The sequence below is a fragment of the Streptomyces sp. CB02366 genome (assembly GCF_001905905.1).
Lineage (GTDB): Bacteria > Actinomycetota > Actinomycetes > Streptomycetales > Streptomycetaceae > Streptomyces.
The window spans coordinates 223,087-238,987 of sequence record NZ_LIVT01000005.1 but is presented as its reverse complement, the minus strand read 5'-3'; the positions used below and the strand labels follow the sequence as shown (position 1 = coordinate 238,987).

Annotated in this window: 19 protein-coding genes; 6 read left to right on the top strand and 13 right to left on the bottom strand. The window is 73.3% G+C overall.

Features of this window, described 5'->3' with window-relative positions; translation table 11 throughout:
- Position 1 precedes the first annotated feature (1 nt).
- Positions 2–994, top strand: a complete 993-nt coding sequence (locus AMK24_RS18085; protein ID WP_073769807.1) for a MerR family transcriptional regulator — start codon at positions 2–4, stop codon at positions 992–994.
- Here the strand turns inward: AMK24_RS18085 and AMK24_RS18080 are convergent.
- Both AMK24_RS18080 and AMK24_RS18075 read right to left on the bottom strand, forming a co-directional pair.
- Positions 905–2,296 (bottom strand): hypothetical protein, encoded by a 1,392-nt coding sequence (locus tag AMK24_RS18080; RefSeq protein ID WP_073769806.1) that lies wholly within the window; start codon positions 2,294–2,296, stop codon positions 905–907. The two genes, AMK24_RS18085 and AMK24_RS18080, sit on opposite strands and share 90 nt — an antisense overlap.
- 112 nt (positions 2,297–2,408) lie before the next feature.
- Complete coding sequence (locus AMK24_RS18075) at positions 2,409–3,239, bottom strand: LysR family substrate-binding domain-containing protein (protein ID WP_073769805.1); 831 nt, start codon at positions 3,237–3,239, stop codon at positions 2,409–2,411.
- Positions 3,240–3,297: 58 nt separating this feature from the next.
- On the opposite strand from AMK24_RS18075, the gene AMK24_RS18070 reads away from it, so the two are divergent.
- A complete protein-coding gene (locus tag AMK24_RS18070; protein ID WP_073769804.1) occupies positions 3,298–3,699 on the top strand; it encodes a DUF5997 family protein in 402 nt (133 codons plus the stop codon).
- 508 nt (positions 3,700–4,207) lie between these two features.
- Here the strand turns inward: AMK24_RS18070 and AMK24_RS18065 are convergent.
- From AMK24_RS18065 to AMK24_RS18055, 3 genes are all read right to left on the bottom strand, one after another.
- Complete coding sequence (locus AMK24_RS18065) at positions 4,208–4,705, bottom strand: peptidylprolyl isomerase (RefSeq protein ID WP_073769803.1); 498 nt, start codon at positions 4,703–4,705, stop codon at positions 4,208–4,210.
- 96 nt (positions 4,706–4,801) lie between these two features.
- Positions 4,802–5,377: a histidine phosphatase family protein gene (locus AMK24_RS18060; protein ID WP_073769802.1), complete on the bottom strand. Its 576-nt coding sequence runs from the start codon at positions 5,375–5,377 to the stop codon at positions 4,802–4,804.
- A 62-nt stretch (positions 5,378–5,439) separates the two neighbouring features.
- Positions 5,440–6,894 carry an aminotransferase-like domain-containing protein gene (locus AMK24_RS18055; protein WP_073769801.1) on the bottom strand — a complete coding sequence of 485 codons (1,455 nt, stop codon included), beginning with the start codon at positions 6,892–6,894 and terminating at the stop codon, positions 5,440–5,442.
- Between AMK24_RS18055 and AMK24_RS18050 the strand changes: the two genes are divergently transcribed.
- Both AMK24_RS18050 and AMK24_RS18045 read left to right on the top strand, forming a co-directional pair.
- Complete coding sequence (locus AMK24_RS18050) at positions 6,893–7,918, top strand: DMT family transporter (protein ID WP_079190549.1); 1,026 nt, start codon at positions 6,893–6,895, stop codon at positions 7,916–7,918. The two genes, AMK24_RS18055 and AMK24_RS18050, sit on opposite strands and share 2 nt — an antisense overlap.
- Positions 7,919–7,984: 66 nt before the next feature.
- Positions 7,985–8,197 (top strand): DUF1918 domain-containing protein, encoded by a 213-nt coding sequence (locus tag AMK24_RS18045; protein WP_073769799.1) that lies wholly within the window; start codon positions 7,985–7,987, stop codon positions 8,195–8,197.
- Between the two features lie 97 nt (positions 8,198–8,294).
- Here AMK24_RS18045 and AMK24_RS18040 read toward each other — a convergent pair whose 3' ends face one another.
- Positions 8,295–9,593, bottom strand: coding sequence for a glycoside hydrolase family 10 protein (locus tag AMK24_RS18040; RefSeq protein WP_443333911.1), 1,299 nt, complete (start codon positions 9,591–9,593; stop codon positions 8,295–8,297).
- A 201-nt stretch (positions 9,594–9,794) separates the two neighbouring features.
- Between AMK24_RS18040 and AMK24_RS18035 the strand changes: the two genes are divergently transcribed.
- Positions 9,795–10,652, top strand: coding sequence for a 3-hydroxybutyryl-CoA dehydrogenase (locus AMK24_RS18035; RefSeq protein ID WP_073769797.1), 858 nt, complete (start codon positions 9,795–9,797; stop codon positions 10,650–10,652).
- Positions 10,653–10,703: 51 nt separating this feature from the next.
- On the opposite strand, the gene AMK24_RS18030 is transcribed toward AMK24_RS18035, so the two are convergent.
- A complete protein-coding gene (locus AMK24_RS18030) occupies positions 10,704–11,159 on the bottom strand; it encodes a hypothetical protein (protein ID WP_338012698.1) in 456 nt (151 codons plus the stop codon).
- A 286-nt stretch (positions 11,160–11,445) separates the two neighbouring features.
- On the opposite strand from AMK24_RS18030, the gene AMK24_RS18025 reads away from it, so the two are divergent.
- A complete protein-coding gene (locus tag AMK24_RS18025) occupies positions 11,446–11,805 on the top strand; it encodes a hypothetical protein (RefSeq protein ID WP_073765473.1) in 360 nt (119 codons plus the stop codon).
- Positions 11,806–11,933: 128 nt separating this feature from the next.
- Here the strand turns inward: AMK24_RS18025 and AMK24_RS18020 are convergent, their stop codons facing one another.
- From AMK24_RS18020 to AMK24_RS18000, 6 genes are all read right to left on the bottom strand, one after another.
- Positions 11,934–12,245 (bottom strand): SCO5918 family protein, encoded by a 312-nt coding sequence (locus AMK24_RS18020; RefSeq protein WP_073769796.1) that lies wholly within the window; start codon positions 12,243–12,245, stop codon positions 11,934–11,936.
- 56 nt (positions 12,246–12,301) lie between these two features.
- Complete coding sequence (locus tag AMK24_RS18015; protein WP_073769795.1) at positions 12,302–12,706, bottom strand: CBS domain-containing protein; 405 nt, start codon at positions 12,704–12,706, stop codon at positions 12,302–12,304.
- Between the two features lie 46 nt (positions 12,707–12,752).
- Entirely contained in the window at positions 12,753–14,273 is a 1,521-nt protein-coding gene (locus AMK24_RS18010) for a DEAD/DEAH box helicase (RefSeq protein WP_073769794.1), read from the bottom strand.
- A gap of 325 nt (positions 14,274–14,598) precedes the next feature.
- On the bottom strand, positions 14,599–14,802 hold the full coding sequence (locus tag AMK24_RS18005) for a cold-shock protein (RefSeq protein WP_073769793.1): 204 nt from the start codon (positions 14,800–14,802) through the stop codon (positions 14,599–14,601).
- A gap of 1 nt (position 14,803) precedes the next feature.
- Positions 14,804–14,983 carry a hypothetical protein gene (locus AMK24_RS33715; protein WP_143203716.1) on the bottom strand — a complete coding sequence of 60 codons (180 nt, stop codon included), beginning with the start codon at positions 14,981–14,983 and terminating at the stop codon, positions 14,804–14,806.
- 308 nt (positions 14,984–15,291) lie between these two features.
- Positions 15,292–15,822 carry an NUDIX domain-containing protein gene (locus AMK24_RS18000; protein ID WP_073769982.1) on the bottom strand — a complete coding sequence of 177 codons (531 nt, stop codon included), beginning with the start codon at positions 15,820–15,822 and terminating at the stop codon, positions 15,292–15,294.
- Between the last annotated feature and the right edge of the window lie 79 nt (positions 15,823–15,901).

Below are 15,901 nucleotides of genomic sequence, written 5' to 3'. Positions count from 1 at the left end.
CGTGTTGATCGGTGAGGTCGCGCGGCGGTCCGGCGTCAGCGCCCGCATGCTCCGGCACTACGAGTCGCTCGGCCTGGTACGGCCCTCGGGCCGCACCGGCTCCGGCTACCGGGAGTACTCCGGGGAGGACATCCGGCGGATCTTCCACATCGAGAGCCTGCGCGCGCTGGGGCTGTCTCTGCGGGAGATCGGGCGCGCCCTCGACGACCCCGGCTTCACGCCTTCGGCGCTCGTCGACGACCTCATCCGCCGCACGCGCGAGCGCATCGCCGCGGAGACCGAGCTGCTCACCCGGCTGCACCGGGTCCACGCCCGGGAACCGGCCGGCTGGGAGGAGGTCCTTCAGGTCCTCGCCCTCCTGCGGGCCCTCGGGGACGAGAACGCCGCCGCCCGCCACCGGGCGGCCCTGGCCTCGGCCGACGACGTCCCGGCCGAGGCCCTGGCCGAGGCGGCGCTCGGGGAGAGCGACCCGTACGTCTCCGGGGCCCTCCGGTGGGCCCTGGCACGCTCGGGCGGCGGCACGGCCCTGCTGGCCCAGGGGCTCGACTCCCCGGTGGGGGCCGTACGGGAACGTGCCGTGCGGGCCCTCGCCGAGCTGCCCGGCGACGAGGCGGACGCCGTGCTGCGGGCCGCCGTCGCGAGCCCCGACGCCGTGGTCCGCGGCCACGCCGCCCTGACGCTCGGGGCCCGGGGCGAAGCGGCGGCGGTCCCGGTGCTCGTGGACCTGATCGCCGCCGGGGAGAACGACACCGAAGCGGCGGACGCTCTGCACGTCCTGGCCGCCGGGGACGCGGCGGACCGGATCGCCTCCCTCCTCGTCGGCCGGCTGGACCAGGACGCCACCGGGGCGCCCGCGCGCGGACGGCTGACCCAGGCGCTGGCGGGTATCCCGGGGGCTACGGCCTCACGCGCCCTCACCCGCCTGCTGGACGACGCGGACCGCGCCGTCGCGCTGACCGCCGCCTACCTTCTCCGGCTGCGCGGGGAGCGGTGAGGCTCCCTCGGTCCGCGGCCGGTCCAGGAGCAGGGGGACCGCCAGGACGGGCAGCAGCCAGACGAACACGATGAGGCGGTGGCCGAGCAGCTGGTCCAGGTTCGGGTGGCCCGCCTGGTTGAGGAGGCCGGCCGCCGCGGCGGCCACGGCCACCGGCAGCACCGCCGATCGCCGTCTCAGCAGGGCCCAGGCGGAGAGCGCGAGCAGGGCGGGCAGGACCGGCCGGCTCGCCTGGAGCCGGAGCCAGGCCGACCAGAAGACCCGCTCCCGGGCGAAGAACTCGGGCCAGGGGTCGGGCCGGTCGGGGCGCTGGTAGTGATGGGTCAGCAGGTCCTGGGCGCTGTCCTGGCCCATCGGCCAGGACAGGAGGTGCGCACCGGCGTGGACGAGCACCGCCAGCACCCCGCACAGTCCGGCCGCCCGGAGCACGGGAGCGGGCCGCCGCCCCTTCCGGTGGAGCCACGCCGCCCGGATCAGGAGGACGGCCGCCAGAGCGGCCGCCAGCAGCAGTGCCTGCGAGTAGCGGACGGGGAACATCAGCGCGAGCCCGCCCACGACGAGCGCCACGCCGGTACGGGGCCCGGCCGCGCCCGCCCATCGCCCCGCGCTCGCACGGGGCCCGGCGGTACGGGGCGTACCGGTCGGCCGGTCCCGCAGCAGCAGCGTGCAGCCGAGGACGACCGCCGTGCCGAGCGCCAGGGAGAGCCCGTCGCTCAGGGGGTTCATGGCGACGGTGCCGGTGGGCAGGGCGAGGTACAGCGCCTGCCCGGCCAGGCCGGCGCGCCGGGAAGCGCCCGCCGCGCGGAGAGTGAGCAGGACGCAGACGCTTCCGGCGAGCGCGACGAGGAGGCCGGCCAGCCAGAGGCCCCACGTCACCCCGAGGACCGTCACGAAGGGGACCAGGAACAGCGGGTAGCCCGGCCTGGCCTCGAAGATGGCCATGAACCGCCGGTTGGCGAACGGCGCCGTCATGCCGGACGTGTTTCCCCGCCGGGTCCAGTACGCCATCGAGTCGTTCAGCCGGCGCACGCACTGCTCCCCGGTCTCCCCCGGCGCCTTCCCGCTGGTCCAGGGGATCGTGGGCGAAGGCGCGTGCCGCGCGCTCTCGCACGTGTACGCGACGGCCCGGCGGCCCGCCTCCGCACGGCTCTCACCGCTGAGGCTCAGAGCGTAGGAGAGGTAGTTCTTGGTGTCGGGCGAGGCTCGTCCCGTGACCGCCGTCAGCTGGAGGCCGGTGAAGACCACGGCGACGAGCAGCATCCCGATGAGGCCACGGTGCTGGGTTCTGCGGATGTTCGGCATCGGACGGGCGCTCCCCTGCGTACGGCGGTCGCCCCATCAACGAGCGAACCGGCGCGGGGTGGCGTTCCTCGGGCGCCCGGCCGGGACCGCGGGGACCGGGCCGCTCGGTGCGCTACCGGCCGCGCGGCTTCCCGCGCTTGCCGCTCTGGCCGCCCGTGCGCTTGCCGCCCTGTCCGCCGCGGCCTCCGGCACGCTGGGCGGAGCGCCCGCCCGAGGAGGGCTTCCCGCCCGCCGCGGGCTTCTGCCGGGCGCCGTCCGACCCGCCGGACCGCTGCTTGTCCCCGGCCTTCTCCTTGGCCTTCTCCGTGGGGCGCTGCCGTTCGGCGCCCACGCGGCCCCGGGTGCTGTTGACGGTCCGGCCCCGGACGATCCCGATGAACTCCTCCACCAGGTCGGGGGTGGTCTCCGCCTCGGGCCAGGACAGCGCGATCCGCGACTCGGGGGCTTCCCGGACCGGCCGGTAGGTGAGGTCCTTGCGGTGGTGCAGGCGGGCCAGGGACTGCGGGACGAGCAGGACGCCCACGCCCGCCGCGACCAGCTCGACCGCGTCCGCCGTGGTCGCCGGGCGCTCGAAGGCGGGGCGGCCGGGCGGGGAATCCCAGCCGAGGACGTCGTCGAGGGGGTGCAGCACGATCTCGTCGGACAGATCGTCGAGCGACACCTCCTCGGCGGCGGTCGCCACGTGGTCCTTGGGGATCACGACGACGGTCGTCTCGGTGTAGAGGGGGATCGCGCTCAGGACGGACCGGTCGACCGGCAGCCGTACGAGACCGGCGTCGGCTCCGCCGTCCACCAGCAGTCCCGGGGCGTCGGCCGCGGTGGCCTGGACGAGCTCCAGCGGGGTGCGGGGCAGCCGCTCGTGCCAGACCCTCACCCACTTGGTGGGCGTCACGCCGGGGACGTACGCGAGTCTGAAGGATGAGGGGGTGTCCGAGCCTGTCACGAGGTCAGGCTACCGGTCGGTGGTCGGAGGTATGTCCCATGGTCGATACCCTGGACCCATGACGTCGCACAAGACCGCCCAGTCCATGAAGCCCGCCACGGCGGCGAAGAAGCTGGGTGTGTACCTCCAGGCCACCCCCGCCGAGTTCCAGGAGGGTGCCGTCTCCCGCACCGAGCTGAACGCCCTCCAGACCGACCCGCCCGCCTGGCTCGTGGAGCTGCGCCGCACCGGCCCGCACCCCCGCCCGGTCGTCGCCGCGAAGCTCGGCGTCTCCATCGCGGGGCTCGCCCGCGGCGGGGTCACCGAGCCGCTCACCACCGAGCAGATCGAGGCGCTGAAGGACGAGATGCCGGAGTGGCTGCGGCAGGAGCGCGCCACGCAGGCGGAGGTGCGCAAGGAGGCCGCTCGCATCAAGGAGCGCAACGCCGAGCGGGCCGCGCGGGCCGCCGGTCAGGAGTAAGGACCAGCGGCGGTCCGGCCGAGCGGGGCCCGTGTGCGGCCCGGCCGCCGACAGCCGCCCGCTTCTCGGCAGCCGCTCAGCGTCCGGCCGGGACGGCGTCGGGAGCGGCGCCCCCGCCCCCGGGACGGCTCGTCCGGGTTCACCGCCCGCTGCGGCGTCCCGGCCGTCTCCCGGGCGTCCTCGCTGAACGCCTCCCCTCGGATTTTCCGTCCGCCGCACAGGCCGACGGCACAGCCGGAGCCCGTCCCCCGGCCCGCCGCTGTCGGTGCGGTGTTCGCGAAGGGATGCGCCCGGTCCCCGGGCGGCCCGCGTAACGCCGCATCGCCCCCTCCCCCCATCGTGGACACGTCGGTCCCGCCCGGCCTCGGGGCGGCACCGGGGTCGGGGCGGGCGCATGCCGCGGGCCCGCGGCCGGTCCGCTCCCCCGGCGCGTACACGTACGCGGGGAAGCGGTCCTGCCACGGGCCCGTCGGAAACCGGAGCGGTCGCAGACCGGTCGGGGGCTCGGTCAGAGAACGCCGGACTCGGCGATGGTGACCTTGGCGCGGGTGCGGCCGCTGGGGGAGCCGAGCGCCTCGATCTTGCGGACCAGGGCCATGCCGTCCTCGTCGGCGACCTCGCCGAAGACCACGTGCTTGCCGTCCAGCCACGGGGTGAGCACGGTGGTGATGAAGAACTGCGAGCCGTTGGTGTTCGGACCGGCGTTGGCCATCGAGAGCAGGCCCACGCGGTCGTGCTTGAGCTTGAAGTTCTCGTCGGCGAACTTCTCGCCGTAGATGCTCTTGCCGCCGGTGCCGTCGCCGCGCGTGAAGTCGCCGCCCTGGAGCATGAAGTCGGTGATGACGCGGTGGAAGGACGAGCCGGCGTAGCCGAAGCCCTTCTCGCCGGTGGCGAGCGCGCGGAAGTTCTCCGTCGTCTTGGGGACGACGTCGTCGAACAGGTTGAACGTGATCCGCCCTGCGGGCGCGTCGTCGATGGTGATGTCGAAGTAGACCTTGGTTGTCATGGTGACATCCTCACATTCCTGGCGTCCGCAGGCGAAACCCGGGTTGGCCGGCACGTGGGATGTCCGGTTTCCGCCGGGCCGCGCCCGCTTTCCGGCTCAGCGGACGCCCGGCTCCAGGCACAGGACCCAGCGGCCCGGCAGGCCGGTCAGCGTGATGGCGGACAGCGGGCGGACGTCCAGGTTCCAGTACGCGGAGGGCGGCGCGTTCAGGGCGTAGAGGAGGGCGGCCCGGATCACGGCGGGTTCGGCGACGGCGACGGCGAGGATGTCGTCCGCGGGGCGGGTGTCGAGCCAGCCGCCCACCCGCCCGATGAAGTCGAGCATGGTCTCACCGCCGTGCGGGGCACTGCGCGGGTCGGTGAGCCAGAGGCCGACGGCGGCCGGTTCCCGGGCGGTCGCCTCGCCCAGGGTCAGTCCGCGCCAGCGCCCCATGTCCCAGTCGCGCAGGGCCGGCTGGACCATCGGCGCGAAGCCGAGGGCGTTCCCGGTGGCCCGGCTGCGCGGGGTGGGCGAGCAGTAGCGCAGCTCGGCCGCGCCGAGGGGGACGAGCGCGGGGGCGACGGACCGCACCTCGTGCCGGCCGGCATCGTCGAGCGGCCGGCCGTCGTCGAAGCGTTCGGCCGTTCGGGAGGAGCCGCGCGCCGCTGCGACCAGGGTGACCCGAAGCGTCATGGCGGGATCGTCGGGCCGAACGTCTGTTTGGTCAAGGGGGCTTGCGGGCCCGGGCGCGGCCCTCAGTCGCCCGACAGCCGGTCGAACGCCGTGCGCAGCCGGCGGACACCCTCCGCGATCTCGCCCGCTCCGGAGACCGCGGCGAAGCTCAGGCGGACGTGTCCGGCCGGGGGCTCGGCGCAGAAGTAGGGGCGGCCGGGGGCGATGGCGACCGAGGCGCGCAGGGCGGCGGCGACGACGGCGGGCTCGTCGGCGTCCGTCCCCGCGCAGCCGCCCGGGAGCCGGAGCCAGAGGCTGCCGCCGCCCGCCGGGAGGTGCGGCGGCGCGACCTCGGGAAGCTCGGCGGTCAGGGCGGCCGCCATCGCTGTACGGCGGTGGCGCAGTTCGGTGGCGACGGCGGCCAGGTGGCGGCCCCAGGACGGGGAGCCGACGAGCTCCAGCGCGGCTTCCTGGAGCGGCCGGGGCACGAAGAAGCTGTCCACGACCTGGATGGCCCGCAGCCGTTCCAGTACCGGCCCCCGGGCGGCCAGCGCACCGACCCGCAGGCTGGGCGAGGTCACCTTGGTCAGCGAGCAGACGTGGACGACGACGCCGTCGGGGTCGTCGGCGGCCAGCGGTGCGGGGAGCGGCCCGGCGTCGTCGTGGACGAGCCGCCGGGCGAAGTCGTCCTCGACGACGAACGCCCCGGCCGCCCGGGCGATGGCCAGCACCTCGGGGCGCCGGGCGGGGGCGAGGACCGCCCCGGTGGGGTTCTGGAAGAGCGGCTGGGTGACGAAGACCCGGGCGCCGGTGGCCCGGAACGCGTCGGCGAGCAGGTCGGGGCGGACCCCGTCGGCGTCCATCGGGACGGGGACGGGACGCAGGCCGGTGGCACGGGCGGCGGCGAGCATCCCGGGGTAGGTGGGCGACTCCACGAGCACCGGGGCGCCGGGCGGGGCGAGCGCGCGCAGGGCGGTGGCCAGGGCGCTCTGGCCGCCCGCGGTGATCAGGACGTCGGCCCCGGAGACGGCGGGACCGATCTCACGGGCGAACCAGGACCGCAGCTCGGGCAGGCCGTCCGCCGGGGGCCGGCCCCAGGCCCCCGGCCTGCGGCCCGCGCGGGCCAGGGCCGCGGAGAGCGCCCGCTCGGGCTGGAGCGAGGCGTGGAGGTAACCGCCGTTGAACTCGATGACGCCGGGCGGCGGTGCGGCGAGCGTGACCAGCACCCCGGAGGCGTCGACCGTACGGGGGACCGCCTCGGGCCCTCCGTCGCCGCTCAGCGAGACCTCCTGCCAGGACGTGTCGCCCGGGGCGGCCGGCTCGGTGCGGGGATGCGCCCGGAAGGCGCCGGAGCCGGGGCGGGTGGTGACGAGTCCTTCGGCGGCCAGCTGGGCGATGGCACGGGAGACGGTGACGGGGCTGACCCGGAACCGTTCGACGAGGGCCCGACTGGACGGGAGCTTTCCACCTGGAGAGTAGCGGTCCAGCTCAGCCCGTAGAGAAGTGGCCAGTTCGGCGACGCTGCTACGCTCTTGCATGAGAACAGAGAATAGCGCTACCCCGCCTTCATCGATAGCGGTCATCGAGTCGCTCCCCGAGCACACCCCCTCGCGCACCGTTCCGGCGGCCCCTCGCGGGGGCGCTCCGGCGGCGCCCGGCGACGGGCCCGCGCCCGGCCGGAGCGGCACCGTGCTCGCCGGGCTCGGCGTCGTGGCGTTCTCGCTCACCTTCCCCGCCACGGCGTGGGGGCTGGAGAGCTTCGGCCCCTGGTCGCTGGTGGCGCTGCGCAGCGTGCTCGCCGCCCTGGTGGCGGGCGCCGTGCTGCTGGCCGCCCGGATCCCGCCGCCCGCCCGCCGCCACTGGGCGGGGCTCGCGGTCGTCGGGGGCGGGGTCGTGGTGGGCTTCCCCCTGCTGACGACGCTGGCCCTGCAGACCTCCACCACCTCGCACGCGGCCGTGGTCGTGGGCCTGCTGCCGCTGACCACGGCGGCCCTGGGAACCCTGCGGACCGGCGAACGGCCCTCGCGCCTGTTCTGGGGCGCGGCGCTGGCCGGGGCGGCCGTGGTGATCGCCTTCACCGTGCGGGAGAGCGGCGGGGCCCTCGCCTCCGGCGACCTGTACCTCTTCGGCGCGCTGCTCGTGTGCGCGGCCGGGTACACCGAGGGCGGCCGGCTGGCCCGGACGATGCCCGGCTGGCAGGTGATCGGCTGGGCACTGGTCCTGTGCCTGCCGCTCGCGGTCGCGGGCAGCCTGGTGGCGCTGCCGCTGGAACCGGTCCGCCTGACCGCGCACGGCGTCGTCGGCCTGGTGTGGGTCGCCGCCGGATCGACCTTCCTCGGGCTGTACGTCTGGTACCGGGGCATGGCGGCGATCGGCGTCGCCCGTGCCAGCCAGCTCCAGCTCGCCCAGCCGCTGCTGACGCTGGTGTGGTCCTTCCTCCTGCTCGGCGAGGAGATCTCGGCCTCGGCCCCGGTCGCGGCGGTGGCCGTCCTCGTCTGCATCGCCGCCACCCAGCGGGCCGGCCGCGGCGCAGCGCGGGAGACCCGGCCCGTACGGTCATAGACTTGTCGACATGGGCACCGTCTTCACCGGACGGGCCCGTCTCCCTCTGCGAGGAGGTGGCTCCCGATGGAGGCACACAAGGGCGACCGGCTGCTGACGCACGGCAGGACCGTGGGGCAGCACGACCGGGTCGCGGAGATCGTCGAGGTGCTCGGCGACGGGGGCGCTCCCCCGTACCGGCTCCGCTTCGACGACGGTCATGAATCCCTGATGTCACCCGGTCCCGACAGCGTCGTCCAGCCCCGCGGGACGACGCGGGACGGGCGGCGGCCGCAGTAGGAACGGCGACGGATCACGGGGCGAAGGCCCGTCCGGCGCGTCCGGAGACGGGCTCCGGACGCGCCGGACGGGGGCGGCGGGTCCGCCCCGGGCCCCTCTACGGCCGGCCCCTCCGCGGGTGGCCCCTCCCCCGGTCCGGGGAGCGCCGGACGCGGTCCGCGTAGTGGTCGGCCACCACCCGCCGCATCGCGCCGATCCGGTCCGCCAGCACGCTCTTGCCGGAGAAGTAGACGTGGCCGCCCACCTCCTCGTGGTTCTTGCCGAGGGTGAGGTGGCGGGAGAGTTCCGCCGGGTCCTGCCACGCCTCCGCCTGGGCCGGGTCGCCCGCCTTGTACAGCGCCTCGCCCACGTACAGATCGACGCCGGTCCCCCGGACGGTGCGGCTCCACCAGTCGAGGACCTTGGCGTAGTCGGCGGCGCTCTGCCCGATGTGCCAGTAGATCTGGGGGCAGATGTAGTCGACCCACTCCTTCCTGACCCACTTGCGGGTGTCGGCGTAGAGGTCGTCGTAGGTCTGCACGCCCGCCCGGGTGTCCGATCCCTTCGGGTCGGTGGCCGCGTTGCGCCAGACCGCGAAGGGGCTGACGCCGAAGCGGACCTGCGGCTTGATCGCCCGGATGCGCTCGCCCGTCTCGCGGACGAGCCGGTCGATGTTGTCGCGCCGCCAGGCCGCCCGGTTGGCGAACCCGCCCCCGTACCGCTCGAACTCCGCGTCGTCGTCGAAGGACTGCCCGGCCACCGGGTAGGGGTAGAAGTAGTCGTCCCAGTGCACCGCATCGATGTCGTAGCGGCGGACGGCGTCCAGCATCGCGTCCTGGACGAAACGGCGGACCTCCGGCAGCCCCGGGTTGTAGTAGAGCTTCCCGCCGTACGGCACGACCCAGTCGGGATGCTTCCTGGCGGGGTGGGAGGCGATCAACCGAGACGGGTCGGTGTGGTTCGCCACCCGGTAGGGGTTGAACCAGGCGTGCAGCTCAAGGCCCCGGTCGTGCGCGGCGCGCACCGCCGTGCCCAACGGATCCCAGCCCGGGTCCTCGCCCTGGGCGCCGGTGAGGCAGGCGGCCCACGGTTCGTGGGGCGAGGGCCACAGGGCGTCGGCGGTCGGCCGGACCTGGAGCACCACCGTGTTGAGCCGCAGCTCCACCGCCCGGTCCAGGTACGCGAGCAGTTCGGACTCCTGCCGGGCGGCTGTGAGCCCCGGTTTGGACGGCCAGTCGATGTTGGCGACCGTGGCGATCCACATGCCCCGCACCTGGCCCGGCGCCGCCTCCGGCAGGCCGCCGCCCCCCTTCCTCTCCACCGGGGAGGCGATCGCGTCGCCGCTCGTCGTCATCGCCGCCAGCAGCCCGGCCGCGCCGAGCACGAACGCCCTCCTCGCCAAGCCCGTTCGCCACATTCTGATCCGCCTCTCTCCGCCGTGATCCCGCACCTGACCGGACTGGCTCTACGTAACCGCATCCTTCCCATCCGTAGCCGCCGCGACCCGCCAGACCTCGGGGTCGGCATGCGGAGTAACGTCGGGGGGTCGAAGCGGGCACCGGAATCAGACGGACCCTGCGATACGGAGAACAGCGAAAGGCACGAGGTGACGGACCTTATGGCCGATATTGCACGCGTCGGAGTGGTGGGCTGCGGCCAGATGGGCGCAGGTATCGCAGAGGTGTGCGCGCGCAGCGGCCTCGAAGTGAAGGTCGCCGAGACCACCGGCGAAGCGCTGGAGATCGGCCGCACCCGTCTGCACAACTCCCTCTCGAAGGCCGCCGAGCGCGGCAAGATCACAGCGGCGGAGCGGGACGAGACGCTGGGACGCCTGAGCTTCACCACCGACCTCGGGGAGTTCGCCGACCGCGATCTCGTCATCGAGGCCGTCGTGGAGAACGAGCAGGTCAAGACCGAGATCTTCCAGGTGCTCGACCAGGTGGTGACCCGCCAGGACGCGATCTTGGCCTCCAACACCTCCTCGATCCCGTTGGTGAAGCTGGCCGTCGCCACCTCGCGCCCGGACCAGGTCATCGGCATCCACTTCTTCAACCCGGCCCCGGTGCAGAAGCTCGTCGAGCTGATCCCGGCGCTGACCACCTCGGACGAGACGATCGCGCGCGCCGAGGCCGTCGTTCAGGACGTGCTCGGCAAGCACCCGATCCGCGCCCAGGACCGGTCCGGGTTCGTCGTGAACGCGCTGCTGATCCCGTACCTGCTCTCCGCGATCCGGATGTTCGAGTCGGGCATCGCCAGCCGCGAGGACATCGACAACGGCATGGAGATGGGCTGCGCCCACCCGATGGGTCCGCTCAAGCTGGCCGACCTGATCGGCCTGGACACCGTGGCCTCGGTCGCGGACTCGATGTACGCCGAGTACAAGGAGCCGCTGTACGCCGCTCCCCCGCTGCTCCAGCGCATGGTCGACGCGGGCCGCCTCGGCCGCAAGACGGGCTCGGGTTTCTACCCGTACTGACCGTCCTACCGGCGGGGCCGGCGCTCATGCAGCCGGGCCCGCCGGGGCGCGTTACCCGAGGTCAGGACCGTGTGCGGCCCCGACAGAGCCTCGTCTTCCACCTCCGGCCCGACTCCGTGCCGGAGCACTGCGGAGCGACGGCGCGGATACGTGGGCCCGAAGCCCAGGCTCCTCCAGCGCCACCACGACCATCACCGGAAGATCGGTGTCGTGCTGGATCACACCGGCGGTCAGAACCCGGCCGTCGAGGGCCCACTTCTTCAGCTTGACGAACTCGTCCCCGTCCGCCTCCGTCACCTCGGCTTCGATGAGGTGACCGGCGAGCGGGGACTCCTCGATCCCGGGGAGGAAGCCGGCCAGCATCTGCTCCCCCTGCTCGTAGACGGCATCCAGGTCGTCGAAGTAGCCCGACTCGTCGACATCTCGGGTCCAGACGAAGAACGAAACGCTGACCTCCCCATCGCCGGACGTGTCTGGATCCAGCCCCCGACGCCGCCCTTGTCCCACGACGTCTCCACGCCCTCACGGACCTTGCCCCCGGGCGTCCACTCCTGAGCCGAGAACCGCGCCGCCGCAGCCGCGGCGGTCAGCGGGGCGATGTTCCTGAGCTCTTCCAGCATTGCGATCACTTCAGCCATGAACTCATTCCACTCATGGGGCTGCCGCGCCGCCGGCGCCTTCACCGCCTCAACGCCGGTATCTCAGCACCGTCCGGCCCGCGGCAGGGGCGCCGCACAGGGGCGTACGGGCACCGCACAGGGGCGGCCGGGGACCGGCGAATACAATCGGCTCCATGTCGAAGCCTGACGCACTGCTTGTCGACGTTGCCGCCCTGGTGGAGTCAGGGCACAGCAACCAGATGACTCTGACCGTGGTCGCCGGTGGCGCCGTCATCACCGGCCGACTGGCCCCCGAAGCCGTCTGGAGGCAGCGGGTCTCGGAGGTCCTGGCCGACTCCGACCACCTCAGCGACTTCTCCACCGTCTTCACCGCCACGAAGACCGCGGAAGAACCGCCCACCCACCTGCACTTCCACGTGGCCCGCATCCTCCAGGGCACCATCGGCATCCCCGAGACAGGCGGCATGTACCGCGTCGCCATCCAGGACGTCAGCGCCTGGACCATGGGCGACTTCAGCTACTCCGACCACTGACCCACCACCCCACCCAGAAGCCCCATACCGGGAAGCCCCACCCCGGCAGAACGGGGCGAGGGCCCGACCGGCGCACTCCGGTCGGGCCCTCGTCCCAGCGCTGCGGACGGCTCGCGGCCGCCCGCCGGTCAGGCCGCCGCGGAGGCGCCGAGCATCGCGGAAGCCTGCTGCATCGGGGTGCGTACCGGCGCGGGCGCGGCGGCCCGGGGAAGTTCACGGCAGGTGAACCCGAGCTGGGTCATGGCCCGCAGGACCTCTCCCGCAGTGAAGTCGCGGCGGTCCTGGCGCGTGATGACCTGGCCGACCTGTTTGAGGGGGAAGGTGCGGCGGCCGATGGTCACGGACTCGCCGGAAAGCTGCTCGGGCTTGATGCCCTTCATCGATTCCAGTACGCCGCTCTTGGTGAGGTCGAACGGGAAGCGGGCGATGACACAACGCATGATGCCTCACAGGGAGAGGGACGAAGAGGGAGGGATTCCGCCGCGGTGGGGACGGCTCAGCGGGCGAGGACGAGGACGCCCAGCGCGCTGCCGTGCTCGTCGACCACAGGCAGGGCGTCGACGCGGCTGTAGCGCATCATGCGCCCGGCTTCGGCCATGGTGGCCACCGGCGAGGTGAACGGGCCGCGGTCGCCGAGGATGTCCCGCAGGCGGGTCCGGTCCGTGTACGCGGAGTCGTCGCGGGCTGCTGTGAGCCGGTCCTGGGTGACCAGTCCGGTGCACAGGCCGTCGGCGTCGCAGACGAGCAGGCGGTCGGTACGGGCGCCGGCCATGACGGACAGGACCACCTCGACGGTCATGTCGTCACAGACCTGCGGTCCGGCGGCGCCCATGGCGTCGGCCACGGTCCTGGCCACCACCGTGGTCTCCGTCGAGCGGAGCTGCGTCTGAACCAGCGTCACAAGGCGCCTCCTGCAGAGATGGGTCAGCTTCCGGATCACGAAGTCGTCAGGCCGCCGCGTCGAAGGAGGACTGGTGCGCGGTCACGCGCCGGGCCGCCGAGGCGGGGCTGCGCCGGCCGCGGGAGGAGGTGCCGCGCCGGCGTCGCTCGACCACCGGCGCGGTGATCGTCACGGGAACGCCGGAAGGGGTCCGGGCGCCGGTGATCCGGCCGAGCGCCTCCTCGCCGGAGTGGACCCGGGTGGTCTGGGGCACGATGCCGGCGGCGGTCATGAGGCGGGTCATGTCGCGTCGCTGGTTGGGGGTGACCAAGGTGACGACGCTGCCGGACTCCCCTGCCCGCGCGGTACGACCGCCGCGGTGGAGGTAATCCTTGTGGTCGGTCGGCGGGTCGACGTTGACGACGAGGTCGAGGTTGTCGACGTGGATGCCGCGGGCGGCGACGTTCGTGGCCACGAGCACGGTGACGTGCCCGTTCTTGAACTGGGTCAGGGTGCGGGTGCGCTGCCCCTGGGCCTTCCCGCCGTGCAGGGCGGCGGCCCGGACACCGCTGGCCAGGAGGTGGTCGGTGAGCTTGTCCACGGCCCGCTTGGTGTCCAGGAACATGATCACCCGGCCGTCGCGGGCCGCGATCTCGGTCGTCGTGCGGTGCTTGTCGGCGCCGTGGACGTGCAGCACGTGGTGTTCCATCGTGGTGACCGCGCCTGCGGACGGGTCGACGGAGTGGACGACCGGGTCGGTGAGGTAGCGGCGGACCAGGCGGTCGACGTTGCGGTCCAGGGTGGCGGAGAACAGCATCCGCTGCCCCTCGGGGCGGACCTGGTCCAGGAGAGCGGTGACCTGGGGCATGAAGCCCATGTCGGCCATCTGATCGGCCTCGTCCAGCACCGTGATCGCGACCTGGTCCAGCCGGCAGTCGCCGCGGTCGATGAGGTCCTTGAGCCGGCCCGGCGTCGCGACGACGACCTCGGCGCCTCCACGCAGTGCGCCGGCCTGCCTTCCGATCGACATCCCGCCGACGACGGTGGCCAGGCGCAGCTTCACCGAGCGGGCGTACGGAGCGAGGGCGTCGGTCACCTGCTGGGCCAGCTCGCGCGTCGGCACCAGGACCAGGGCCAGCGGCCGGCGGGGCTCGGCTCGCTGTCCGGCGGTACGGGCCAGCAGGGCCAGGCCGAAAGCGAGGGTCTTGCCGGAGCCGGTGCGTCCACGGCCCAGGGCGTCGCGGCCCGCGAGGGTGTCGGGCAGGGTCGCGCCCTGGATCGGGAACGGGACGCTGACACCCTGCGCGGTCAGCGCCGCCAGCAGCGGCCCCGGCATATCGAGGTCGGCGAACGCTTCGACCGCGGGCAGCGCGGGAGTGACCGTGACCGGCAGGGCGAACTCGCCCTGGACCGCGGCGGGCCGACGGCCCGGGCCGCCCGAACGCCCGGAACCGCCGGAGCGGGACGGGGCGCCGGAGCGGGACGGCGCGGGCGAGGTGGAGTGACCGGCCCTGCCTGTACCCGCCCCGGAGCCGACGGAACGGCTGCGGGCGCGGGAGGAGCGGTTGTCCGTACGTGTGGGGTTCATTCAGAACCTTCCTTGATACGGCACGTATCAAGGAATTCCCGCAGCGGAAGAACAGCGCGGGGAATCACAAGAACGGGCCGAACAGAATAAGAGATCGAATCAGGCCTACGGCCGACCGCGAAGCGGGGCACGGGCCCTGGAAAGGGTGGCGGGATGCGGACGGGAAATCCAGTACGCCTGCGGAGTGCGGCTCAACGGGAACGGGCAGCCGCAAGGCCCCGCGTACGGTGGTTCTGCCGGGGTCGGCGCTTCTCGGGAAAAATGCTCGTAGCCGGGGCCCGCACCCCAGAGGATGCGGGTCCCGGCTACGAAGTACGTGTCAGCGTCAGGCGGGAACGATGTTCTCGGCCGTCGGGCCCTTCTGGTTCGGCGCTATGTCGAAGGTGACCTTCTGGCCTTCGGACAGCTCACGGAAGCCCTGGGCGGCGATGTTAGAGAAGTGGGCGAACACGTCGGCGCCGTCACCGTCCTGCTCGATGAAGCCGAAGCCCTTGGCCGCGTTGAACCATTTCACCGTGCCTGACGCCATGTCACATCTCCTTCGGGGGCGTGTACGTCGGCAGCCGTCGTGTACGGATGCCGCGTCGCCGCGATGATGCCCCGCCCGGAGAAAAACCGGAAAACACCAGGAAGCTTCCACCGGTGAAATCATCCACGCAGAAGCTTGAAGTTTTGGGAACCACAACTGCAACCGAGATCGACAGTAGCATGCCGCAATGGTCCGCGTACGATGAATATTTCCACTCTCTTTGCCGCGACAAAAACACTCCCGGCACGGCGCATTGAACCCTCACTCCGTGGCCGTAGATATTGAACCGCTCGGAGCGCAGCGTTCACAGGAGGGCCGGCCGCCCTTCACGGCGCGAGGACGGCGGCCGCGCGGCCGAACCCTGGCCCGTCGGAAGCCCCGGCCGCAGGACGGGCCCGGGCTTCCCCGGGTGCCGCCCGTCCAGGAGCCGGCCCCGGTCGCCCGGGGCCGGCCTCTCGCGCGGGCAGGGGTTCGGCCGCGTGGCCGGGATCAGCCCGGACGCAGGTGGTGCAGCATCAGCAGGGCGGCCGCCATGTTCGCGGCGGGCACCTCGCCCCGGGCGATCATGTCCGGGACCACCTTGAGCGGTATCCACGCGCGGCGGGACGACTCGAAGGCGTCCTGCGGTTGCCCGGTCCACTGCGCCTCGTCGGACCAGTAGAGGTGGTGGCGGGCGTCGGTGAGGCCGTTCGACGGTTCCACGGTGAGCAGGGGGCGCAGCTCGCCGGGGCGCCAGCCGGTCTCCTCCTCCATCTCCCGGGCCGCGGCCGCCGCGACGTCCTCGCCGTCCTCGACGACGCCCGCGGCCAGTTCCCACCCCCAGCTGTCGGTGATGAAGCGGTGCCGCCAGAGCAGCAGCACCTCGTTCGCCTCGTTGACGGCGGTGGCGGCCGCGACGGGACGCTGGCGGATGACGAAGTGGTCGAGGTGGCTGCCGTCGGGAAGCCGGACGTCCGCCAGATTCACCCGGAACCACGGGTTCTGATACACATTCCGTTCGCTCAAGTTCGCCCATTGCACGGTTGTGCCGCCTTTCGACATGTGGGGGTCACCATGTCAGCAGGCTCATCTGCCAGGAGGAACGAGCGGCGGGGCGTCG

Coding starts and splice junctions, on each gene's coding strand:
- AMK24_RS18080 (WP_073769806.1), bottom strand. CDS start 2,296: ATGCCGAACATCCGCAGAACCCAGCACCGTGGCCTCATCGGGATGCTG.
- AMK24_RS18070 (WP_073769804.1), top strand. CDS start 3,298: ATGACGTCGCACAAGACCGCCCAGTCCATGAAGCCCGCCACGGCGGCG.
- AMK24_RS18065 (WP_073769803.1), bottom strand. CDS start 4,705: ATGACAACCAAGGTCTACTTCGACATCACCATCGACGACGCGCCCGCA.
- AMK24_RS18060 (WP_073769802.1), bottom strand. CDS start 5,377: ATGACGCTTCGGGTCACCCTGGTCGCAGCGGCGCGCGGCTCCTCCCGA.
- AMK24_RS18050 (WP_079190549.1), top strand. CDS start 6,893: ATGAGAACAGAGAATAGCGCTACCCCGCCTTCATCGATAGCGGTCATC.
- AMK24_RS18055 (WP_073769801.1), bottom strand. CDS start 6,894: ATGCAAGAGCGTAGCAGCGTCGCCGAACTGGCCACTTCTCTACGGGCT.
- AMK24_RS18045 (WP_073769799.1), top strand. CDS start 7,985: ATGGAGGCACACAAGGGCGACCGGCTGCTGACGCACGGCAGGACCGTG.
- AMK24_RS18040 (WP_443333911.1), bottom strand. CDS start 9,593: ATGTGGCGAACGGGCTTGGCGAGGAGGGCGTTCGTGCTCGGCGCGGCC.
- AMK24_RS18035 (WP_073769797.1), top strand. CDS start 9,795: ATGGCCGATATTGCACGCGTCGGAGTGGTGGGCTGCGGCCAGATGGGC.
- AMK24_RS18025 (WP_073765473.1), top strand. CDS start 11,446: ATGTCGAAGCCTGACGCACTGCTTGTCGACGTTGCCGCCCTGGTGGAG.
- AMK24_RS18020 (WP_073769796.1), bottom strand. CDS start 12,245: ATGCGTTGTGTCATCGCCCGCTTCCCGTTCGACCTCACCAAGAGCGGC.
- AMK24_RS18010 (WP_073769794.1), bottom strand. CDS start 14,273: ATGAACCCCACACGTACGGACAACCGCTCCTCCCGCGCCCGCAGCCGT.
- AMK24_RS18005 (WP_073769793.1), bottom strand. CDS start 14,802: ATGGCGTCAGGCACGGTGAAATGGTTCAACGCGGCCAAGGGCTTCGGC.
- AMK24_RS33715 (WP_143203716.1), bottom strand. CDS start 14,983: ATGCTACTGTCGATCTCGGTTGCAGTTGTGGTTCCCAAAACTTCAAGC.